This window comes from Streptomyces sp. NBC_01689 (genome assembly GCF_036250675.1).
Taxonomy (GTDB): domain Bacteria; phylum Actinomycetota; class Actinomycetes; order Streptomycetales; family Streptomycetaceae; genus Streptomyces.
In genome coordinates, this window is sequence record NZ_CP109592.1 from 5021522 (window position 1) to 5043089 (window position 21568).

Annotated in this window: 18 protein-coding genes and 1 tRNA gene; 10 read left to right on the forward strand and 9 right to left on the reverse strand. The window is 71.0% G+C overall.

Annotated features, from left to right (window positions below; translation table 11 throughout):
* Positions 1–26: 26 nt before the first annotated feature.
* From OG776_RS21310 to OG776_RS21320, 3 genes are all read right to left on the reverse strand, one after another.
* Entirely contained in the window at positions 27–1799 is a 1773-nt protein-coding gene (locus OG776_RS21310; protein ID WP_329322208.1) for an acetyl/propionyl/methylcrotonyl-CoA carboxylase subunit alpha, read from the reverse strand.
* Between the two features lie 494 nt (positions 1800–2293).
* Positions 2294–3229 (reverse strand): NAD-dependent epimerase/dehydratase family protein, encoded by a 936-nt coding sequence (locus OG776_RS21315; RefSeq protein ID WP_329322210.1) that lies wholly within the window; start codon positions 3227–3229, stop codon positions 2294–2296.
* A 55-nt stretch (positions 3230–3284) separates the two neighbouring features.
* The gene (locus OG776_RS21320; protein ID WP_329322212.1) at positions 3285–4304 is read right to left on the reverse strand and encodes a ScbA/BarX family gamma-butyrolactone biosynthesis protein; all 1020 of its coding nucleotides are present in this window, start codon (positions 4302–4304) and stop codon (positions 3285–3287) included.
* 473 nt (positions 4305–4777) lie between these two features.
* Between OG776_RS21320 and OG776_RS21325 the strand changes: the two genes are divergently transcribed.
* Together OG776_RS21325 and OG776_RS21330 are read left to right on the forward strand one after the other, a co-directional pair.
* Positions 4778–5572, forward strand: a complete 795-nt coding sequence (locus OG776_RS21325) for a response regulator transcription factor (protein WP_148009546.1) — start codon at positions 4778–4780, stop codon at positions 5570–5572.
* 331 nt (positions 5573–5903) lie between these two features.
* Positions 5904–6524, forward strand: a complete 621-nt coding sequence (locus tag OG776_RS21330) for a ScbR family autoregulator-binding transcription factor (RefSeq protein ID WP_148009547.1) — start codon at positions 5904–5906, stop codon at positions 6522–6524.
* Positions 6525–7182: 658 nt separating this feature from the next.
* Here the strand turns inward: OG776_RS21330 and OG776_RS21335 are convergent.
* Positions 7183–7848, reverse strand: a complete 666-nt coding sequence (locus OG776_RS21335) for a TetR/AcrR family transcriptional regulator (RefSeq protein ID WP_329322214.1) — start codon at positions 7846–7848, stop codon at positions 7183–7185.
* 309 nt (positions 7849–8157) lie between these two features.
* Here OG776_RS21335 and OG776_RS21340 point away from each other — a divergent pair, with 309 nt between their 5' ends.
* Positions 8158–9363 carry a sensor histidine kinase gene (locus tag OG776_RS21340; protein ID WP_329322216.1) on the forward strand — a complete coding sequence of 402 codons (1206 nt, stop codon included), beginning with the start codon at positions 8158–8160 and terminating at the stop codon, positions 9361–9363.
* Between the two features lie 163 nt (positions 9364–9526).
* Here OG776_RS21340 and OG776_RS21345 read toward each other — a convergent pair.
* Positions 9527–9613 (reverse strand) — tRNA-Leu (locus OG776_RS21345).
* Between the two features lie 415 nt (positions 9614–10028).
* On the opposite strand from OG776_RS21345, the gene OG776_RS21350 reads away from it, so the two are divergent.
* The 7 genes from OG776_RS21350 (at position 10029) to pknB (ending at position 18325) form a co-directional block, all read left to right on the forward strand.
* On the forward strand, positions 10029–10169 hold the full coding sequence (locus OG776_RS21350; protein ID WP_187285617.1) for a hypothetical protein: 141 nt from the start codon (positions 10029–10031) through the stop codon (positions 10167–10169).
* Positions 10157–10999, forward strand: a complete 843-nt coding sequence (locus OG776_RS21355; protein WP_148009316.1) for an FhaA domain-containing protein — start codon at positions 10157–10159, stop codon at positions 10997–10999. The genes OG776_RS21350 and OG776_RS21355 overlap by 13 nt, the downstream gene beginning before the upstream one ends.
* A gap of 10 nt (positions 11000–11009) precedes the next feature.
* Positions 11010–11534: an FHA domain-containing protein FhaB/FipA gene (locus tag OG776_RS21360; RefSeq protein WP_148009315.1), complete on the forward strand. Its 525-nt coding sequence runs from the start codon at positions 11010–11012 to the stop codon at positions 11532–11534.
* A 128-nt stretch (positions 11535–11662) separates the two neighbouring features.
* Complete coding sequence (locus OG776_RS21365; protein ID WP_261994527.1) at positions 11663–13207, forward strand: Stp1/IreP family PP2C-type Ser/Thr phosphatase; 1545 nt, start codon at positions 11663–11665, stop codon at positions 13205–13207.
* A 26-nt stretch (positions 13208–13233) separates the two neighbouring features.
* Positions 13234–14682 (forward strand): FtsW/RodA/SpoVE family cell cycle protein, encoded by a 1449-nt coding sequence (locus tag OG776_RS21370; protein WP_148009313.1) that lies wholly within the window; start codon positions 13234–13236, stop codon positions 14680–14682.
* Complete coding sequence (locus OG776_RS21375; protein ID WP_148009312.1) at positions 14679–16169, forward strand: peptidoglycan D,D-transpeptidase FtsI family protein; 1491 nt, start codon at positions 14679–14681, stop codon at positions 16167–16169. Before OG776_RS21370 ends, OG776_RS21375 begins: the two co-directional genes overlap by 4 nt.
* A 170-nt stretch (positions 16170–16339) precedes the next feature.
* Positions 16340–18325: a Stk1 family PASTA domain-containing Ser/Thr kinase gene (pknB, locus tag OG776_RS21380; protein ID WP_148009311.1), complete on the forward strand. Its 1986-nt coding sequence runs from the start codon at positions 16340–16342 to the stop codon at positions 18323–18325.
* Between the two features lie 114 nt (positions 18326–18439).
* On the opposite strand, the gene OG776_RS21385 is transcribed toward pknB, so the two are convergent.
* The 4 genes from OG776_RS21385 to OG776_RS21400 form a co-directional block, all read right to left on the reverse strand.
* Positions 18440–19189 (reverse strand): class E sortase, encoded by a 750-nt coding sequence (locus OG776_RS21385; protein WP_148009310.1) that lies wholly within the window; start codon positions 19187–19189, stop codon positions 18440–18442.
* 81 nt (positions 19190–19270) lie between these two features.
* A complete protein-coding gene (locus tag OG776_RS21390) occupies positions 19271–20734 on the reverse strand; it encodes a class E sortase (RefSeq protein ID WP_329322221.1) in 1464 nt (487 codons plus the stop codon).
* A complete protein-coding gene (locus tag OG776_RS21395; RefSeq protein ID WP_148009309.1) occupies positions 20731–21369 on the reverse strand; it encodes an aminodeoxychorismate/anthranilate synthase component II in 639 nt (212 codons plus the stop codon). Before OG776_RS21395 ends, OG776_RS21390 begins: the two co-directional genes overlap by 4 nt.
* Entirely contained in the window at positions 21366–21527 is a 162-nt protein-coding gene (locus OG776_RS21400) for a hypothetical protein (protein WP_148009308.1), read from the reverse strand. The genes OG776_RS21395 and OG776_RS21400 overlap by 4 nt, the downstream gene beginning before the upstream one ends.
* Between the last annotated feature and the right edge of the window lie 41 nt (positions 21528–21568).

Sequence of the window (21568 nt, forward strand, 5' to 3'; positions counted from 1 at the left end):
GAATTCACCGAGAATCCGCTCATGAATCAGTGGGTGATGTCGCACAGCGCGGCACCGGAGGTGACGGACGCGCCGACCTCGGCGGTAAGGCCCTTGACGGTGCCGGAGCGGTGGGCGTTGAGGGGCTGTTCCATCTTCATGGCCTCCAGGACGACGATGAGGTCGCCTTCCTGGACTTCCTGGCCCTCCTCGACCGCGATCTTGACGATCGTGCCCTGCATGGGCGAGGCGAGGGTGTCGCCGGAGGCGACGGGCCCGGACTTCTTGGCGGCGCGGCGCTTGGGCTTGGCGCCCGCGGCGAGTCCGGTGCGGGCCAGTGACATGCCGAGCGAGGACGGCAGCGACACCTCCAGCCGGCGCCCGGCGACCTCCACGACGACGGACTCGCGGCCCGGCTCGTCGTCGGTCTCGCCGTCGGCGGGGGCGGTGAAGGCGGGGATCTCGTTGACGAACTCGGTCTCGATCCACCGGGTGTGGACCGTGAACGGGTCCGCGGGACCCCCGGGCCGGGGAGCGAAGGCGGGGTCGCGGACGACCGCGCGGTGGAAGGGCAGCGCGGTGGCCATCCCGCCGACCTCGAACTCGTCGAGAGCACGGGCGGCGCGCTGGAGGGCCTGCTCGCGGGTGGCGCCCGTGACGATCAGCTTGGCCAGCAGGGAATCCCACGCCGGACCGATCACACTGCCGCACTGCACGCCGGCGTCGAGGCGGACGCCGGGGCCGGAGGGCGGGGCGAAGGTGGTGACGGTGCCGGGGGCGGGCAGGAAGCCCCGGCCGGGGTCCTCGCCGTTGATCCGGAACTCGAAGGAGTGACCGCGCAGTTCGGGATCGCCATAGCCGAGTTCCTCACCGTCCGCGATCCGGAACATCTCCCGGACCAGGTCGATCCCGGCGACCTCCTCGGTGACCGGGTGCTCGACCTGCAGACGGGTGTTGACCTCCAGGAAGGAGATCGTGCCGTCCATCCCGACGAGGAACTCCACCGTGCCCGCGCCGACGTAACCGGCCTCCTTGAGGATGGCCTTCGACGACGCGTACAGCTCCTCGACCTGCGCCCGGGACAGGAACGGCGCGGGCGCCTCCTCCACCAGCTTCTGGTGACGGCGCTGCAGCGAACAGTCCCGGGTGGAGACCACGACCACGTTGCCGTGCGTGTCGGCCAGGCACTGGGTCTCCACGTGCCGGGGCTTGTCGAGGTAACGCTCGACGAAGCACTCACCACGGCCGAACGCGGCGACCGCCTCACGGACCGCGGAGTCGTACAGCTCCGGGACCTCCTCCAGCGTCCGGGCCACCTTCAGCCCGCGGCCGCCGCCGCCGAACGCCGCCTTGATCGCGATCGGCAGACCGTGTTCCTTCGCGAAGGCCACGACCTCCTCCGCGCCGGAGACCGGGTCCGGGGTGCCCGCGACCAGCGGGGCACCGGCACGCTGCGCGATGTGCCGGGCGGCGACCTTGTCACCCAGGTCCCGGATCGCCTGCGGGGGCGGACCGATCCAGATCAGCCCCGCGTCGAGCACGGCCTGCGCGAACTCGGCGTTCTCGGACAGGAAGCCGTACCCCGGGTGGACCGCGTCCGCTCCCGAGTCCCCGGCGGCCTTCAGGACCTTCGCGATGTCCAGATAACTGGTGGCCGGGGTGTCACCGCCCAACGCGAACGCCTCGTCCGCCGCTCGGACATGCACAGCGTCCCGGTCCGGTTCCGCATACACGGCAACGCTCGCGATCCCGGCATCCCGGCACGCCCGGGCCACGCGGACAGCGATTTCGCCACGGTTGGCGATGAGCACCTTGCGCACGATGGGCCTCCCCTGACTCCTCTCGGAGCCACAAGACTGTTCGAGCCCACACCCCCCTTCAATACGGCCCGTTGCAGAACTGGGTCAGAATCCGCAGACCCGGCGCAACAGTTTGCGGGAGAGGAAAGAAAAAGGTCAGGCCTCCGTCAAAAAGCCGGACCCGACGGGCGGAACCGCCGGGTCCGGAAAGAGCGGGAATACAGCATTCCATGGTGGTGATTCCAGCCTTCCCGCGAGTTTTCCGCGCCGCCGGAAGCCGGGTCGGCCGGAGTAAGGGGGCGGCGGCCGGAAGGCGGGGTCCATGACCGGAAGGCGGGCTCCCCGTCCGGGCTCCGGGAACCCCCCTTCCTCGCGCGGCGACGCGGAAGGGGCCACCGGCGCGCGGGATCCCCGGCGCCGTGCGGGCCCCCCGCGCCGTGCCGCCACCCCCGGCGCCGTGCGGGCACCCTCCCGGCCGGGCACGGGGTACCCGCCCGGCGGGACCGCGGCCGCCCTCAGCCCGCGTGCAGGGCCTTGCGGTACCAGGGCACGGCAGACGCGAAATCGGTGTCGAACCCCGGGCCGGGAACGCGGCGCAGATCGGACCAGAGCGGGGTGCTGTCGAAGACGTGGTCGGTGGTGAACATGTCGAGCCCCGACGCCGGTACGCCGCGTTCCGCCAGGACCGCCCGCGCCCGGCCGGCGGTCAGTTCCCGGTCCGGCCACGCGACGCCGACGCACGCGGCCACCGCGCGCAGCAGGGCGTCCACGGCGACGGGCTCCGGGTGCGCCGCGTGATAGATGGAGGCCGTCAGGGCGGCGGCCGGGGCGAGCGCGGTCGCCACCAGCAGCGCGGCCAGCTCGGACACCTCGATCACCGACGTCCGGGACGGCCAGCCCTCCACCGTGCCGGGCAGCGCGGAGAGCAGCCGGGCCAGCCCCGGGACCACCCAGGCGTCGCCCTCCCCGTACACGAGGTGCGGCCGCAGGACGATGCCGCCGGCCGCGAGAACGGCGTCCTCGGCCGCGGCCCGGGTGCGGGAGGTGGGCGATCCCGGGTTGCGCGTCAGGTCCTCGGGGCGGCTCCCGCGGAAGGTACCGCGGCCGTAGACGGAGGCGGTGCTGAGCTGAACGATGCGCGCCACCCCCGCGCGGCACGCCTCCTCCACGAGGGCGGCCGTCCCGCGGGCGTTGACGGCCTCGTTGGCCTCGGCGTCCCCGCCGATCCGCGAGGCGCAGTGGATCAGCACGTCGACGCCGTCGCAGACCCCGCGCAGGGAGGCGGGTTCGCCCAGGTCGGCCCGTACGGTCCGGACACCGGACCCGGAAAGGGAACCGGGGAGCGGACTGCGGTGCGACATCAGTCTCGCCTCGACCGGCAGCCGCTCCGCCTCGCGGGTGACACGGCTGCCGACGAAACCGGCCGCGCCGGTGATCAGAAGGGTGGGCACGGAACACTCTCCTCGGATGGGAACGCTCGCCAAGTGGCCCGGACGGTGCACCGGTTCAACGTCCGCGCGGGCTCAGGAGGAGCTCGGCGGTGAAGACCGTCTCAGCGTGCTGTGTGCCGCACACCCGCACCAGTACGCCGCCGTCGGCGCCGTGCGGTTCCACGCTCGGTTCGATCCAGCAGGGGGCGTCGAACTCCGCGTAGCGCGTGAAGTTGCTCTTGAGACCCAGCAGCAGGGCGTCGGGCATGCCCGTCGAGACGAGGGCGGCCTGCCGGGCCGCCTCCAGCAGGACCATGCCCGGTATGTGGTCGACGGGGTGGTCGAAGAAGGTGGGATGGGCGGTGTCGACGCGCAGCTCCCAGCGGTCGCCGGTGCCGGGCGCCGCCCCGGCCCCCGGCTCCGCGAGCAGCACATGGCGGTCGCCGGAGTGCCCGACGGCCGCGGGATCGATCCCCGGCGGCGCGACGCGGTCGGTGGTGGTGGGCCGGCCGGCCCGCAGCCTGCGGTGCACCGCAGGACTGGTGCAGCTGAACGCGGCGCCCCCGGTGGCCAGGGCCTCCCCGTCGCGCAGCACGGTGACGTCGTAGCGCATTCCGCCGAGCGAGCGGCCCCGGCGGACGATGTCGCGGCAGACGGTGCGCAGTTCGACCTCGGTGGGCACGGCGTCCGCGACGAGAAGTTCGGGCGAGGTGCTGAACGACATGTCCCACATCAGGAACTGGTGCCCGAAGGGGACGCCGAACTCGGCGTGCGCGAGCAGGGAGCCGATCTGGCGGACGGACTCGATCAGCAGCATCGGGTCCTGATAGCCGCCGGACTGGGTGAAGAACGAGTGGCTGCGCGGCCATTGGGCACTGACCGCGAAGACGTCGGAGCGGTCGGGCCCGGCCGGGCCCGTGGCGGCTTCCCAGCCGGTCAGCAGCACTTCGGAGACCGCCGCGCGATGGACGTACTCGCGCGGAACCGTCGTGGTCAGCCGGGGCTGCGGAGCCCTCACGGTGGTGCGGGGCGCCTTCGTGGCCACCGACGCGACATCGCCAGCGACCGACACACGGGTGGAGGTGGTGTACGACATGTACGGCACTCCTGTCTGTTTCCGAGCAGGGGGCAGCAATCCGTACGGTCGGCAGCCACCCCCCGTGGCCGACGTTCTCTTGCTCGCACAAGATACAGACATGTCTGTTCGGTTCTTCAAGTAAAGCTTTAGTATCCCTCTAGGTTCAGGCCGCCCTTACCGGCCGGTACGACCCGATCGCGCCACTTGCGCCTCCACCTCCTCGAAACCGTGCAGACCTGCACGGTTAGAGGACGGAAGCCGGGCCGAAGACGGGATCGGCGCCGAGCAGAGGGCGCACCGGACCTGGCCCCGAAAGGGCGAAGAAGTGCGTGTCTACGCAGGTCAGTTGATGATTTCCGGTGGAGGAACGAGGCGGCGCGCGGGCGGCACGGAACACGTTGACAATCAGACAAGTCTGTTTGCTATCGTCCTCAAGGTGAGCGTTCAGCAGTCCGTTCCGTGATGACGAGACTGTGCCTCAGGAGGAGCAGATGAATCGGCAAGCCGTGGATCTACTCGACGTCCGATCGCAGCGCAATCTCCCGCACCGACCCACGATTCCGCACCCCGGGCGGCCGGTTGCCGCACACGCCGCCACCGACCGCCCCGGCCCGCCGGCCGGAGCCCTGCGCGTCCTGGTCGTGGAGAACGACGCGCGGGCCGCGGACTCCCTGGTCCAGGGCCTGTTGCGGCAGGGGTACGCCGCGCAGAGCGTGGCGACCGGCACCAAGGCGCTCCAGGCGCACCGCGACGCCGATCTCCTGCTGCTCGACCTCGACCTGCCCGACCTGGACGGGCTGGAGGTGTGCCGGGGCATCCGGGCGGTCTGCGACACCCCGGTCATCGCCGTCACCGCGCGCGGCTCCGAGCTCGACCGCGTGCTCGGACTGCAGGCCGGCGCCGACGACTACCTGGTCAAGCCCTACGGCTTCCGTGAACTGCTGGCCCGGATGGAGGCGGTGATGCGTCGGGTACGACAGCAGCCGGCGTCCGCCCAGGTCATCACCCACGGGCCGCTGCGCATCGACGTCGGCACCCGGGTGGCCACCCTGGACGGGGAGCCGGTGGACCTGACCCGCAAGGAGTTCGACCTGCTGCACCTGCTGGCCTCGCAGCCCGGCACCGTGATGCCGCGCCGCCAGCTCATGGCCCAGGTCTGGGACGACACCTGGTCCCACCGGGGCCGCACGATCGACACCCATGTCAGCAGTCTGCGCGGCAAGCTCGGTTCGAGCGGCTGGATCATCACCGTCCGGGGGGTCGGCTTCCGGCTCGGCCACCCGTAGCCCCGGGCGGTCGAAGGCGGCCGCCCGGGACGCCCCGGACCCACCGCGGGGCCGCCCCGTGCACCCGCACACCCCGTACGGCCCGTGCACCCGCACACCCCGCACGGGGCCGTCGCCGCAGGACGGCCGAAGTCCTGCTCAAGGCTCACTGAAGGCCGGTTGCAGGCCGGTTGAAGGCCCACTGAAGTGCCCTCCACGGACAACGTCCCGGACCGACCGAAAACCGAGCCGAACCGGAAGCGAATACTCCCGCCCCCTGGCGGCGTGCCGCCTTGCCGATACAATACAGACCAGTCGGTAAAATTTTGGTGGGCGAGAGCAAGGACCTGGCATGGCGACACAAGAACGCGGAACGAGGTCGAGGCACTCGATCCTGGAGTCCGCGGCCCGGGTGTTCGACGAGCGCGGCTACGACGCGGCGAGCACCAACGACATCCTGGCGCGCACGGGTCTCACCCGAGGCGCCCTCTACCACCACTTCCCCTCCAAGGAAGCGATCGCCGTGGCCCTGGTCACCGCGCACAGCGAGGCACTCGTGGTGCCGGACCGTGCGGTGAAGCTCCAGGCGGTCATCGATCTGACCCTGGAGTTCGCCCAGCGTCTCCAGCACGACCCGGTGCTGCGCGCGAGCGTGCGGCTCGCGGTCGAGCAGACGTCCTTCTCACGCCCGCCGCAGACCGCGTACGAGCAGTCCGGCGCGGCCATCCTGGCGTTGCTGCGGCAGGCCGACGAACAGGGCGAGATCCTGCCGGGCGTCGACATCCGGGAAGCCACCTCGACCATCGTCGGCGCCTTCACCGGGCTGCAGTTGATGTCGCAGGTGTACAGCAACCGCGCGGACCTGCCCGAACGCATCGGCGCGTTCTGGCGTTTCGTGCTGCCCGGCCTGGCCACCCCCGGCCTGCTCGGCCGCCTGCGCACGTCCGTCACGGCGCCCTCCGAGGACGCCTGAGCACCACCGGACCCGGCCGGCCGCACCCCGCCGGTCACGCCGGCCCCATCGGCCTCACGCATCCCGCAGACCACGCGCATCCCGACGGTCCGGACCGGTCCTCGCCGGACAGGACAGACCGCACCGCACCGGCCCCGCCCGGCCGGACGGAACCCGGCTCGACGCCGCCGAGCGGCCAGGCTCCCCCAAGCCTCCGCCCGGCCCCGCGACCGACCACGCTCCCCACCCGGTACGGGAACGCGACCCGGGCCCCGGAACCGCGACACCCGCCCGCGCCCGCCCGCGTATCCACGCACCCGAGGACGGCCGCCGCGCACTCCCGGCCCGTAGCGCGTCACCGACGCCCCGCCGCACCCCGTCCCCGTCCGCGGCCGCACCCGGGCACCGCCGCACGGCTCACCCCAGCGCCCGGGCTCCTGACCCCTCGCGCCCGTCGCCTGACGCCTGCTCACAGGCACTCGTCCGGACGGCACACGGCCGATCCACGCTCCCGGGCGGCACGGACCCTCCCGCCCCACCCCCACGCGGGGACGACTCGCACGCCCGGCCGCACCCCGGCGCCATGCGGGCACCCCCGCGCCGCACGCCCCCGGCACGGCTACCTCACCGCGCAGCCGCCCGCCCCTCCACCGGCGCACGCACGCCACACGGAGACATCTCAGACCCGCTCCCCTTCCCCACGCCGTCCCGCCCCCTCCGTACCCCCGACACCCACGGCACCCACGGCACCCAGTGAGTCGTCGGCACCGGGGCCGACCGCGCCGCCCCCGGCCCGCCCCGCGAACAGCGGCCGCAACAGCGCCCACAGCCTCTTGGACGTCCTGGCGTCCCACCAGTCGGCGTCGGTGTGCCCCAGGGTCTCCAGCCCCGCGGCCACCACCACCGCGAGGTCGGCGAGGTCCTCCGGGGCGGGCACCGCGCCCCGGTGCGTGGCGGCGACGCGCTCGCGTACGAGCGACAGGACGTCGTCGCGCAGCCTGGGCGGCCCCACCGAGCCGTCGACCGCCAACTGGATGCCGGCCCGCACGAGTTCCTCCGTCCGCAGGGCCTCGCAGAAGGCGATCAGGAGGCGCTCGGGGGCGTCCTCCAAGGGACCGCTCCCGAAGGCCTCGTCCATGAGCGCGACGACCCGCTCGTGCGCCCGCTCGTAGACGGCCGCGTTCAACTCCGCGATGGAGGAGAAGTGATGGTAGAGAGCCCCCCGGCTCACTCCGGCGCGGCGGCAGATGTTGACCAGACCCGCATCGGCGAGCCGGCCGTTCGCTATCAGTTCCGCCGCGGCACGGACGAGAGCCTGACGGGTCTGTTCGGACCGAGTCTGCATCAGGCTGCACCTGCCTATTCCTGCGCTTGGCATGAAGGAGCGCGCGGGTGCCCATGGGCGCCAGCAACAACCGGAATCATACAACCATGCCTGTTTTACCTGACAGCCCTGTGAACGCAGACCTTCATCCGATCCCCATACATTCTGCTGCTCTTACCCATGACCTGGCTCTTGACGGGACGGCGATCCCGTGGCCACACCTCACCCGGAACACCCGCCGACCCTTGACAATCAGACAAGTCTGTTTGTTACGTTGGCGACGGCCCGTTGCCCCGGCACCCGAGCGTCACCCGAGCGTTGAGGAGTCCGATGAGCGGCACGACCGCACCCGCGCCCGTCCCCCCGGCCGTCTCCGTTCCCCGCGCCGCGCCGGTCGTCGGCAGCGGATTCGGCGAAGCACTGCACGAGGGCCTGGTCCGTGCGGCGTCCCGGATGTCACCGCGCCGGGCCCCCGGCACCGGAGCGCCCGGCGACACCCTGGGGACCTGGGAGACCGGCGCCGTCCTGGACCGCTTCACCGCCGGGCTGCCCACCGTGCTCGACCCCGCCGAGGCGGAGGTACCGGCGCTGCGCGGCACGCTGACGGAGTTCGCGCGCACCGTCCTCGCGCGGGCCGCGGAGGCCCCCGCCCTCGCCACGCCGCCCGTGTCCCCCGCCGCGGACGGCCCGCCCGGCCCCGTCGCCCCGCCCGCGGCCTCCCCCCACCAGGTGGCGGCCGCCGTCGCGCTGCTCCTGGAGTGCGCCCTGCTGCACGTCCTGGAACACGGCATCGCCCACCGGGAGGGCGCGCTGCCGCGGGCGGTCGCGGTGGTCCGGCGCCTGGGCGAGGTCGTCCGGGAGACCGGCGAGGGGGCCTGGTCGGGCGACGACGGCCGTGGTGAGCGCCGCAGGCTGGCCAGGCAGCTCCACGACGAACTGGGCGGCGCCCTGTCCACGGCCCGCCTCAGCCTCGAAGCGGCCACGACGGCCGCCGCCACGGCCCCCGCGCCGACCACGACGCCACAACACACCCCCGGCGCCCCCACTCCCTCCGCCCTCACCGCCCATCTCGCCTCGGCGCAGCGGGCGTTGACGGAGGCGGCGAGACAGAACCAGGCGCTCATCGGCGGCCTGCGCCACCGAGCCGGCCTGCCGCCCCTGCGCGAGGCCCTGGAGGCCTTCCTCGCGGGCCCCCGCCCCCGCGCGGGCCTCGGCGTCCGGACGTCCGTCGAGGTCGTCGGGGACGAGCGGACCCTCTCCGAGCGGTACCGGGAGGAGACCTTCCTCGCCCTGCGCGAGGCCCTGCGCGACCGCCTGGCCCGCTCGGGCGCCCGCCGGGTGGACACCGTCGTACGCGTCACCAGACGGTGGCTCTACGCGAAGGTGACCGACGACGGGCCCGCGCCCCGCTCCGCCGAGTCCCTGCGCTCCCTGACGGACCGCATAGAAGACCTCGGCGGCCGCACCCGCATCACCGAGGCCACCCCCACGGGCACCCTCCTGGAGATCCACCTGCCCCTGCGCGCCCACCTCTGATACCCGCTTCCGGCGGCCCGAGGAGGAGCTGAGGAAACCCCGGGGAAAAATTGAGAGACAGAACACACTCGGATCCCGCGCCGGCCACCCGGGTCCACCCGGGTCCACCCGGGTCCGAGCATGCGGAAGAGGGCCCGTCGTGATCACGACGGGCCCTCTTCACTGGTGCGCGAGGGGGGAGTTGAACCCCCACGCCCTTTCGGGCACTGGAACCTGAATCCAGCGCGTCTGCCTATTCCGCCACCCGCGCATTGGGTGTGTCCTCCGGTGCCCCACCGTGCGGTGCTGGCCCCTTCCGACATGCAGAAGATTAGCACGGTGGCCGGGGCGGATTCACCTCGCTTTCCGAGCGGCCCCGGGGGCCCCGGAGCCGCGGGGGACCCCCGTACGCCGGGGCCCGAGCACATCGCCGCCGCTCCACGTATCGACGAGAACCGGTTCACGTATCAACCTCGTACCGGTCCAGGCCATCTCCCCTGCAGCAGGGCAGGGTGCACAGTCGGGTGCGGGACACTGGTCCCGGGCCGCCTCTACGATCCTTGGCAGGAGCAGTGCAGGGAAGAGTTCGAAAAGGCGCTTCGCAGGGAACTTCGGTGGGGGACTTCGCAAGGCGTCGACAAGCCGTCGACCGGGCCGACAGGGGGAACCAGCCGATTTCCCGGCGCGTGGATACGATCAGTAAGCAGTACCAGCACGACCAGGACGACAGCGGCCGACCGTACGCGGCGGGCCGTGCGCAGTACGGCACAGGCAGCACGCAGTACCAGGACGGCTACGACGGAGGAGGTGCCCCATGGGAGTCCTGAAGAAATTCGAGCAGCGTCTCGAAGGTCTGGTCAACGGCACCTTCGCCAAGGTGTTCAAGTCCGAGGTCCAGCCCGTGGAGATCGCCGGAGCGCTGCAGCGCGAGTGCGACAACAACGCGACGATCTGGAACCGCGAGCGGACCGTCGTACCGAACGACTTCATCGTGGAACTGAGCACACCGGACTTCGAGCGCCTCAGCCCGTACTCGGGCCAGCTCGGCGACGAGCTCGCGGGCATGGTGCGCGACTACGCCAAGCAGCAGCGCTACACCTTCATGGGCCCCATCAAGGTCCATCTCGAGAAGGCGGACGACCTCGACACCGGTCTGTACCGGGTGCGCAGCCGTACGCTCGCCTCCTCCACCGACCAGCAGGCGCCCGAGCGCGCCCCCGCGGGTCCCCCGCAGGCGTCCCCGCGCGGCCAGGGCGGCTACGGCTACCCGCCGGCCGCCGCGCCTCCCATGCCGTCCGCGCCGCCGCCCGGGCGCCCGGGGCCCACGCCCATGGGGCACCGGCCCGGCGCGAGCGCGGGACCGGCGGGCGGTGGCCGTACCCGCCACTGGATCGAGATCAACGGCGCCCGCCATCAGATCTCCCGCCCGACGCTGGTGCTGGGCCGCAGCACCGAAGCCGACGTGCGGATCGACGACCCCGGCGTATCGCGCCGGCACTGTGAGATCCGGACCGGAACGCCCTCGACGATCCAGGATCTCGGGTCCACCAACGGCATCGTGGTGGACGGGCAGCACACCACCCGCGCTACGCTCCGCGACGGCTCGCGGATCGTCGTGGGCAGCACCACCATCATTTACCGGCAAGCCGAAGGGTGAAGCGGGGGCAATGTCAGAGCTGACCCTCACGGTCATGCGGCTGGGTTTCCTGGCCGTATTGTGGCTGTTCGTGATCGTGGCCGTGCAGGTCATCCGCAGCGACCTGTTCGGAACGCGTGTCACACAGCGCGGCTCGCGCAGGGACGCGGCCAGGCCGCAGCAGGCCGCGCGCCAGGCCGCGGCACCACCGCCGCAGCGCCAGCAGGCGCCGGCGGCCGGCGGCGGCCGCCAGCGCCGCGGCGCCCCCACCAAACTCGTCGTCTCCGAGGGCACCCTCACGGGCACCACGGTCGCGCTCCAGGGGCAGACCATCACCCTCGGCCGCGCGCACGACAGCACCATCGTGCTGGACGACGACTACGCGTCCAGCCGCCATGCCAGGATCTACCCGGACCGGGACGGCCAGTGGATCGTCGAGGACCTCGGCTCCACCAACGGCACGTATCTCGACCGGAGCCGACTGACGACTCCCACGCCGATCCCGCTGGGTGCACCCATCCGCATCGGCAAGACCGTCATCGAGCTGCGGAAGTAGTGCTACGTCATGAATGAGCGCGAGCGGAGCGAGCACGCAGCGGCGGTCCACACGAAGGACCCCGGCGCGCTCCCGACCGGAGGGTGGGCACCGTGCGGATGTACCCGGAGCCGACGGGCGAGGTGCGCATGAGTCTGTCACTGCGCTTCGCCGCCGGATCGCACAAAGGCATGATCCGCGAGGGCAACGAGGACTCCGGTTACGCCGGTCCCCGGCTGCTCGCGATCGCCGACGGGATGGGCGGCCAGGCCGCCGGTGAGGTCGCCTCCTCCGAGGTGATCTCCACCATCGTGGCGCTCGACGACGACGTGCCCGGCTCCGACATCCTCACCTCGCTCGGCACCGCCGTGCAGCGCGCCAACGACCAGCTCCGGATGATGGTCGAGGAGGACCCCCAGCTGGAGGGCATGGGGACCACCCTCACCGCGCTCCTGTGGACCGGCCAGCGCCTCGGTCTCGTGCACGTCGGCGACTCCCGCGCCTATCTGCTCCGGGACGGCGTCCTCACGCAGATCACCCAGGACCACACCTGGGTCCAGCGCCTCGTCGACGAGGGCCGGATCACCGAGGAGGAGGCCACCACCCACCCGCAGCGCTCCCTGCTGATGCGCGCGCTGGGCAGCGGCGACCACGTCGAACCGGACCTCTCCATCCGCGAGGTCCGCGCCGGCGACCGCTACCTGATCTGCTCCGACGGACTCTCCGGCGTCGTCTCGCACCAGACGATGGAGGACACCCTCGCCAGCTACCAGGGCCCGCAGGAGACCGTCCAGAACCTGATCGAGCTCGCGCTGCGCGGCGGCGGCCCCGACAACATCACCGTCATCGTCGCCGACGTCCTCGACATCGACTCCGGCGACACCCTCGCCGCCCAGCTCTCCGACACCCCCGTCGTGGTGGGCGCGGTCGCCGAGAACCAGCACCAGCTGCACGACAACGGCGCCATGCAGACCCCCGCGGGCCGCGCCTCCGGCCTCGGCCGTCAGGTGCCCGGCCAGGGCGGCGGCGGCGAGTTCGGGCCGCCCGGCAGCGGCGAGGCCGACGGCTACGCCCCCGCGGGCGGCTTCGCCGACTACTCGGACGAGGACTTCGTCAAGCCGCGCACCGGCCGCAAGTGGCTGAAGCGATCCTTCTACTCCGTGCTCGCGCTCGCCGTGCTCGGCGGTGGCGCGTACGGCGGGTACCGGTGGACGCAGACGCAGTACTACGTCGGCAGCAACGGGCAGCACGTCGCGCTGTACCGCGGTATCAGCCAGGACCTGGCCTGGGTCTCGCTCTCGAAGGTGGAGAAGGACCACCCCGAGATCGAACTCAAGTACCTCCCGCCGTACCAGCAGAAGCAGGTCAAGGCGACCATCGCGGAGGGCGGTCTCGACGACGCCCGGTCCAAGATCGACGAGCTCGCGGTGCAGGCGTCCGCGTGCAGGAAGAACTCCGAGCGCCGCTCCGCCGAGACACAGAACAACGCCAAGACCGGTGAGAACGGGGCGGGTGGGACCACGGGAACCACCAGCACCTCACTCACGTCCAAGGCCACGTCCAGCGCGACGCCGTCACCGAACTCCTCGAGTTCGCCGTCGTCGAACCCGTCCAAGACCGCACCCACTCCCACACCCGGCCCCAGCCTCTCCGACGAGGAGCAGAAGCTGGTCTCGCTGTGCGGTAAGCAGTAAGAAGCCGTGAGGGGCCCTGTCACACCATGAGCAGTAGTACGAACACGCCGACGCACCACACGTCGACGATCGGCTCCATCGGCACGCCGAGCCGGCGCAACACCGAGCTCGCGCTGCTGGTGTTCGCGGTCGTCATCCCGGTCTTCGCCTACGCCAACGTGGGCCTGGCCATCAACGACTCGGTGCCGCCCGGCCTGCTGAGCTACGGCCTGGGGCTCGGCCTCCTCGCCGGCGTGGGCCATCTCGCGGTGCGCAAGTTCGCCCCGTACGCGGACCCGCTGCTGCTGCCGCTGGCGACGCTGCTCAACGGCCTCGGCCTGGTGATGATCTGGCGCCTCGACCAGTCCAAGCTGCTCCGGTCGCTGCCCAACTTCGCCCCGGCCGCGCCCCGCCAGCTGATGTACACCGCGCTGGGCATCGGCCTGTTCGTCGTCGTCCTGATTTTCCTCAAGGACCACCGGGTCCTGCAGCGGTACACCTACATCTCCATGTTCGGCGCCCTGATCCTGCTGCTGCTGCCGCTGGTTCCGGGCCTCGGCGCCAACATCTACGGCGCCAAGATCTGGATCTCGATCCCCGGCCTGGGCACCCTCCAGCCCGGCGAGTTCGCGAAGATCATCCTCGCGGTCTTCTTCGCCGGCTACCTGATGGTCAAGCGCGACGCGCTGGCCCTCGCCAGCCGCCGCTTCATGGGCCTCTACCTGCCGCGCGGACGCGACCTCGGCCCGATCCTGGTGGTCTGGTTCGTCTCCATCCTGATCCTGGTCTTCGAGACCGACCTCGGTACCTCGCTGCTGTTCTTCGGCATGTTCGTGATCATGCTGTACGTCGCCACGGAACGGACCAGCTGGATCGTCTTCGGTCTGCTGATGTCGGCGGTCGGCGCAGTGGGCGTCGCGAGCTTCGAACCGCACATCCAGACCCGTGTCCAGGCCTGGCTCAACCCGCTGCACGAGTACAAGCTCAGCCAGGCCGGAACCCACGACGGCATCCTCCACTCCGAGCAGGCCATGCAGGCGCTGTGGGCCTTCGGCTCCGGCGGCACGCTCGGCACCGGATGGGGACAGGGCCACTCCGAACTCATCCGGTTCGCCGCCAACTCCGACTTCATCCTCGCCAGCTTCGGCGAGGAACTCGGCCTGGCGGGGATCATGGCGATCCTGGTCATCTACGGCCTGATCGCGGAGCGCGGCATCCGTACGGCGCTCGCGGCCCGCGACCCGTTCGGCAAGCTCCTCGCCGTGGGCCTCTCCGGCGGCTTCGCGCTCCAGGTCTTCGTCGTCGCCGGCGGCGTCATGGGCCTGATCCCGCTCACCGGTATGACGATGCCGTTCGTGGCCTACGGAGGCTCCTCCGTCATCGCCAACTGGGCGCTGATGGGCATCCTCATCAGAATCAGCGACACCGCCCGCCGCCCCGCGCCCGCGCCCGCACCCAGCCCCGACGCCGAGATGACCCAGGTGGTCCGCCCGTGAACAAGCCCCTGCGCCGGATCGCGATCTTCTGCGGGCTCCTCGTCCTCGCCTTGCTGATCCGCGACAACTACATCCAGTACGTCCAGGCGGACAGTCTGCGGACCGACACCCACAACCGCCGCGTCGCCATCGAGCGGTACGCCACCCCGCGCGGCGACATCATCGTCGACGGCAACCCGATCACCGGGGCCGTCAAGTCGGCCAAGGGCGGCATCAACGACTTCGAGTACAAGCGCACCTACAAGGACGGCGCGATGTGGTCGCCCGTCACCGGGTACGCCTCCCAGGCCTTCGGCGCCACCCAGCTGGAGAGCATCGAGGACGGCATCCTCACCGGCAACGACGACCGGCTCTTCTTCCGCAACACCCTCGACATGCTCACGGGCAAGAAGAAGCAGGGCGGCAACGTCGTCACCACCCTCAACGCCGCCGCGCAGAAGGCCGCCTACCAGGGCCTGCTGAAGCAGGGCAAGGGCGCCGTCGCGGCGATCGACCCCAAGACGGGCGCGATCCTGGCACTGGCCTCCACTCCGTCGTACGACCCGTCGACCTTCGCCGGGAACTCCACCACGACGGACTCCAAGGCCTGGACCAAGCTCCTGAAGAAGAACAACCCCGACGACCCGCTGCTCAACCGGGCACTGCGCGAGACCTACCCGCCGGGCTCCACCTTCAAGGTGGTCACCGCGGCGGCCGCGCTGCAGAACGGGCTGTACTCGTCCGCCGACCAGAAGACGGACTCGCCGCTGCCGTACACGCTGCCGGACACCACGACCGAGCTGAAGAACGAGGGGAACATCCCCTGCAAGAACGCGACGATGCGGGTCGCGCTGCGCTACTCCTGCAACACGGTCTTCGGCAAGATCGGCGCCGACCTCGGCAAGGACAAGATGCTGGAGGAGGCCGAGAAGTTCGGCTTCAACGCGCAGCAGTTCACGCCCGTGCGCTCCAACGCCTCCGTCTTCCCCAAGTCGATGGACAAGCCGCAGACGGCGCTCAGCTCCATCGGCCAGTTCGAGACGGCCGCGACCCCGCTGCAGATGGCCATGGTCGCCTCGGCGGTCGCCAACGACGGCACGCTGATGAAGCCGTACATGGTCGACAAGCTGCAGGCCCCGAACCTGGACGTGGTCTCGCAGACCGAGCCGGAGAAGCTCGGCGAACCGCTGTCCAAGGACAACGCCCAGATCCTTCAGTCGATGATGGAGACGGTCGTCAAGCAAGGCACCGGCACCAACGCCCAGATCAACGAGAACGGCGTCACGGTGGGCGGCAAGACCGGTACCGCCCAGCACGGTGTGGACAACAGCGAGAACCCGTACGCCTGGTTCATCTCGTACGCGAAGCTCGCCGACGGCAGCTCTCCGGTCGCCGTCGCCGTGGTGGTCGAGGACGAGGGCGCCAACCGGGACGACATCTCCGGTGGCGGTCTCGCCGCTCCGATCGCCAGGAGTGTGATGAAGGCAGTAATCGACAGCAAGAAGTGACCCCTGTCACGTCCCCTTCACATCGGTGCACGTTGCGATACCGGTCCTGTATCGGGTGGCGGGCTCGGCCAGGTCACACAAGTCGATCCGGGTACGGTATGCCCGGACGGCACACCGCCGGACCACACATGTGTGCGGTCGGGACCGACGGAGAGGGCTGGTAGGTAGCTATGGAAGAGCCGCGTCGCCTCGGCGGCCGGTACGAGCTGGGCCAGGTGCTCGGCCGTGGTGGCATGGCGGAGGTCCATCTCGCCCATGACACCCGGCTCGGTCGCACCGTGGCGGTGAAGACGCTGCGAGCCGACCTCGCACGCGACCCGTCGTTCCAGGCCCGGTTCCGCCGGGAGGCCCAGTCGGCCGCCTCGCTCAACCATCCCGCGATCGTCGCCGTGTACGACACGGGTGAGGACTACATCGAGAACATCTCCATCCCGTACATCGTGATGGAGTACGTGGACGGCTCCACGCTGCGTGAGCTGCTCCACTCGGGACGCAGACTGCTGCCCGAGCGGTCCATGGAGATGACCATCGGGATCCTCCAGGCCCTGGAGTACTCCCACCGCGCCGGCATCGTCCACCGCGACATCAAGCCCGCCAACGTCATGCTGACGCGCAACGGGCAGGTCAAGGTCATGGACTTCGGCATCGCCCGCGCCATGGGCGACGCCGGCATGACGATGACGCAGACCGCCGCGGTCATCGGCACCGCCCAGTACCTCTCCCCGGAGCAGGCCAAGGGCGAGCAGGTGGACGCGCGCAGCGACCTCTACTCCACCGGCTGCCTCCTCTACGAGCTGCTGACGGTCCGCCCGCCCTTCGTGGGCGACTCGCCGGTCGCCGTCGCCTACCAGCACGTCCGGGAGGAGCCGCAGCCGCCGAGCGTCTTCGACCCCGAGATCACGCCCGAGATGGACGCGATCGTGCTGAAGGCGCTTGTCAAGGACCCGGACTACCGGTATCAGTCCGCCGACGAGATGCGGCAGGACATCGAGGCCTGCCTCGACGGCCAGCCGGTCGCGGCCACCGCCGCCATGGGCTCGGTCGGCTACGGCGGCTACCCGGACGACCAGGCCACCACGGCGCTGCGCTCCACGGACGCCCAGGCCACGTCGATGCTTCCGCCGATGAACCCGGACGACGGCGGCTTCACCAACTACGACGACCGTCCGCCCCGGCGCCGTCAGCAGCAGAAGAAGTCGAACACCTCGACGATCCTGCTGGTGGTGGCGGGAGTCCTGGTGCTCATCGGCGCGATCCTGATCGGCAAGTGGGCGTTCAGCGGCAGCAGCGACGGCAACAAGCCCTTCGCCGCCCCGAACTTCGTCGGCCAGACGCTGGCCGACGCGAAATCGATGGCCGCCAACGTCGAACTGACGGTGACGACCACCAAGAAGCCGTGCGAGGCGCAGCCCAAGGGCAGCGTGTGCGACCAGGACCCGAAGGCCGGCGCGGACGTCAAGAAGGGCGACTCGGTCTCCCTCGTCGTCTCGACGGGCGCCCCGAAGGTGGTCGTGCCCGGTGTGACCGGCCAGAGCCTCGACGACGCCAAGGCGAAGCTCGAGGGCGACGGCTACCGGTTCCAGGTCAAGACGAAGACCCAGACCTCCACGGAGGACCCGAACACGGTCCTGGACCAGGACCCGAAGCTCGGCACCGAGGTCCAGAAGGGCTCGACGATCACCCTCACCATCGCCAAGGCGCAGGAGAAGGCGACCGTGCCGGACGTGAAGGGGCAGAGCTGTGAAGCGGCCAAGGCGCAGATGACCGCGAACAACCTGGTCGGCAACTGCACCGACGTGGAGACCGCGGACGACGGCCAGGTCGACAAGGTCGTCTCGACCTCCCCGCAGGCGGGCAGCGCGGTCGACAAGAACTCCACGGTGAACATCCAGATCGGCAAGAAGCCGCAGAACCAGCAGAAGGACGTCCCCAACGTCCAGGGCCGGACCCTTCAGCAGGCCCGGCAGATCCTGCAGCAGAACGGCTTCAACAACATCCAGGTGCAGGGCGATCAGGGCGACAACGCGTTCGTCATCAAGCAGGACCCGGGAGGGGGCCAGGCGGACCCGAACGCGCCGATCACCCTGACCACCCTGGGCGGAAACGGGAACAACGGCGGCAACAACGGCGGTGGCGGGTTCATCGGCGGCAACTAGCGGCTGACGGCCACTAGCGGCTAACAGGCACGGCCTTCCGTCAGGGGCCCGGTACTCGTCCGAGTACCGGGCCCCTGGGCATTCCGGTGACCGCTCCGGGCGCAGCCGTGCCGGTCAGCCGCGCAGTTCCTTCGGCGGGGTCCGGGCGCTGTCCACCTTGTCGACGCGCTCCAGCTCGCCCCAGACGATGTACCGGTAGCGGGACGTGTAGACCGGCGTGCAGGTCGTCAGGGTGATGTAGTGGCCCGGCTTCTTCCGGCCCGACTCCTCGGGGATCGCGCCGAGGACCTTGACGTTGTACTTCGAGGTCTCCGGGAGGATGCCGAAGACCTTGTAGACGTACCACTTGTCCTTGGTCTCGAAGACGATCGGATCGCCCTTCGCGACCTTGTCGATGTTGTGGAACTTGGCGCCGTGGCCGTCCCGGTGGGCGGCGAGGGTGAAGTTGCCCTCCTTGCCGGTCATCGGCAGGGACGACTTGACGGGGTCCGTGTAGTAGCCGGCGACGCCGTCGTTGAGGATCTCCGTGGAGGTGCCCTTCTCGACGAGCACCTCACCGTTCTTCATGGACGGGACGTGCAGGAAGCCGATGCCGTCCTTGGTGTCCAGCGCGCCGGGGCCCTTGTCCGACGCAGCCCAGTTGTCGCGGACCCTGTCGCCCTGCTTGTGCGCCTCGCGGTCCGCGACGACGTTCGTCCACCACAGCGAGTAGACGACGAAGAGACCGAGCACCAGGCCCGCGGTGATGAGGAGTTCACCGAGAACGCTGACCGCCGTCGCGACCGGGCCGGGACCACGCCGTCTCGGTGCGGGCGCCTCGGCGTCGGCGTCGGTGCGCTCGTCGTGGTCGGTCCTCGCTGCCACTGTGCATCTGCCCCGTCTGGTCTGTCTCAGGTTGTCTCACGTGCTCGCCCCCGGAGGCCGACAGCGCACCGCTGGGTGCGCCTACCCGATGAGGGCGTCCGGCTTGCCCTTGCTGCGCGGGCGTTCCTCGACCATCTTGCCCCACACGATCATCCGGTATTTGCTCGTGAATTCCGGCGTGCAGGTGGTCAGGGTGATGTAGCGGCCGGGACCCGTGAAGCCGGAGCCCTTGGGGACCGGGGCCAGCACACTTGTGTTCGAAGGAGACGTCACGGGGAGGATCGACGCCATCTTGTAGACGAAGTAGTCGTCCTGCGTCTCGACGACGATCGCGTCGCCCGGCTTGAGGCGGTTGATGTAGCGGAACGGTTCACCGTGGGTGTTGCGGTGGCCCGCCAGACCGAAGTTGCCCGTCCTGGCGTCCGGCATCGCCGTCTTGAGGCTGCCCTCGCCGTAGTGGCCCACCATTCCGCGGTCGAGCACCTTCGTCTTGCTGGTGCCCTCCGCGATCGGCGCGACGACGTCCAGCTTCGGGATGTGCAGGATGGCGAAACCCTGTCCCGGCTCGAACGTCCCCGGGCTCCGCCTGCCGCTCGCCCAGTCCTCCTGCAGATGGTGCGCGGCACTGCCGGCCTGCTGGTGCGCCCGCACGTTCGACCACCACAGCTGGTAGGTCACGAACAGCAGCATCAGGACGCCGGTGGTGATGAAGACCTCGCCGATCATGCGGCTCACCACGACCGCGGCGCCGGGCTTCCGCGCCTGCGCCGCACGCCGGGCCGCCACACGGCTCAGCGGCGCTCCAGCGGCCTCCTGGGCCCCTTCCTGGGGCATCTGGGACTCCGGGGACTCCGGGGACTCCAGGGGCCCTCCGTGGCGCCCATGGCGCCGTGCGGCCTTGCGTCGCGCCGCGCGTCCCCCGGGCTCGGCCGCGGCCTCGTCCGCCGCGGCCGTACGGGCCGGGGGCCCCGCCATGAGCCGTGCCTGCGCGACCTCGGGAGCGCGCAGCGCCACGGTCTCGTCGTCCGGCGGTCGGACCACCGCGGAAGGCGCGTCGTAACCCGGCCCGGCCATCGGGCCGGGCGAGGCCGTGGGGGCCCCGTACGCCGGCGCGGACGGGCCCCCGGGCGCCGCGTACGGGGGCAGGGGAGCGGACGCCCCGTACGGGGGCGCGGGCTCCTGGAAGGCCGGTGTGACCGGCATGGCCGTCGTCGCCTGTCCGGTGTACGGCTGCCGCTGCCGCTCGGCGTCGTGGCCCCCCGCCGGGGCGCCCTGCCACCGCTGCGCGTATCCCGCGGAGTCGCCCGCGTACTGGTGATGACCGGTCCACTGCTGTTCCGGTCCGACGGTGGGCCCGGCCGGCGCGGCGGGGCCGGGGGCCGGGGCCGTGCCCGGGAGGGGATCGGTGAGCGGGTCCGCCAACTGCTCGACCGCGACCTCGAACGCGCCGGGCGCCCCGTACGGCTGCTGCCCGTACGAGGACCCGTCTCCTCCGGCGGCACCGTAGGCGGCGCCGGACTCGCGCTCGGGGCGCAGCGCGGTCACGCCGTGGCCCTGCCCACCACCGGGGCGAGCCCCGCCGACCTCGCCACGGCACCCTGGTCGCCACACTCCACCAGCCAGTTGGCGAGCATCCGGTGCCCGTGCTCCGTCAGCACCGACTCGGGGTGGAACTGGACGCCCTCGACCGGCAGTTCACGGTGTCTGAGGCCCATGATGATCCCGTCGTGGGTGCGCGCGGTGACCTCCAGCGCGGGCGGCACGGTCTCCGGCTCGGCGGCGAGCGAGTGGTAGCGGGTCGCCGTGAAGGGGGACGGCAGTCCGGCGAAGACGCCCCTGCCCTCGTGCTCCACCAGCGAGGTCTTGCCGTGCAGCAGCTCGGGCGCGCGGTCCACGACCCCGCCGTACGCCACCTGCATCGACTGCATGCCGAGACAGACGCCGAAGACGGGCACCCCGGTGTCCGCGCAGTGCCGGACCATCTCGACGCAGACGCCGGCCTGCTCGGGAGCGCCCGGGCCGGGCGACAGGAGCACTCCGTCGAACCCGTCCTGGGCGTGCGCGGTCGACACCTCGTCGTTGCGCAGCACCTCGCACTCGGCGCCCAGCTGGTAGAGGTACTGGACCAGGTTGAAGACGAAGCTGTCGTAGTTGTCGACGACGAGGATCCGCGCGCTCACTGGTTGTTCACCGTCACATCGTTGAAGGGCAGCAGCGGTTCGGCCCAGGGGAAGACGTACTGGAAGAGCACGTAGACCACCGCCAGGACGAGCACGAGTGAAATCAGCGCCTTCACCCACACGTTGCCCGGCAGATGCCGCCAGATGAAGCCGTACATGCCGTCCCTTCCGTCGCACCACGGCGTCAGAGCCACCCTGC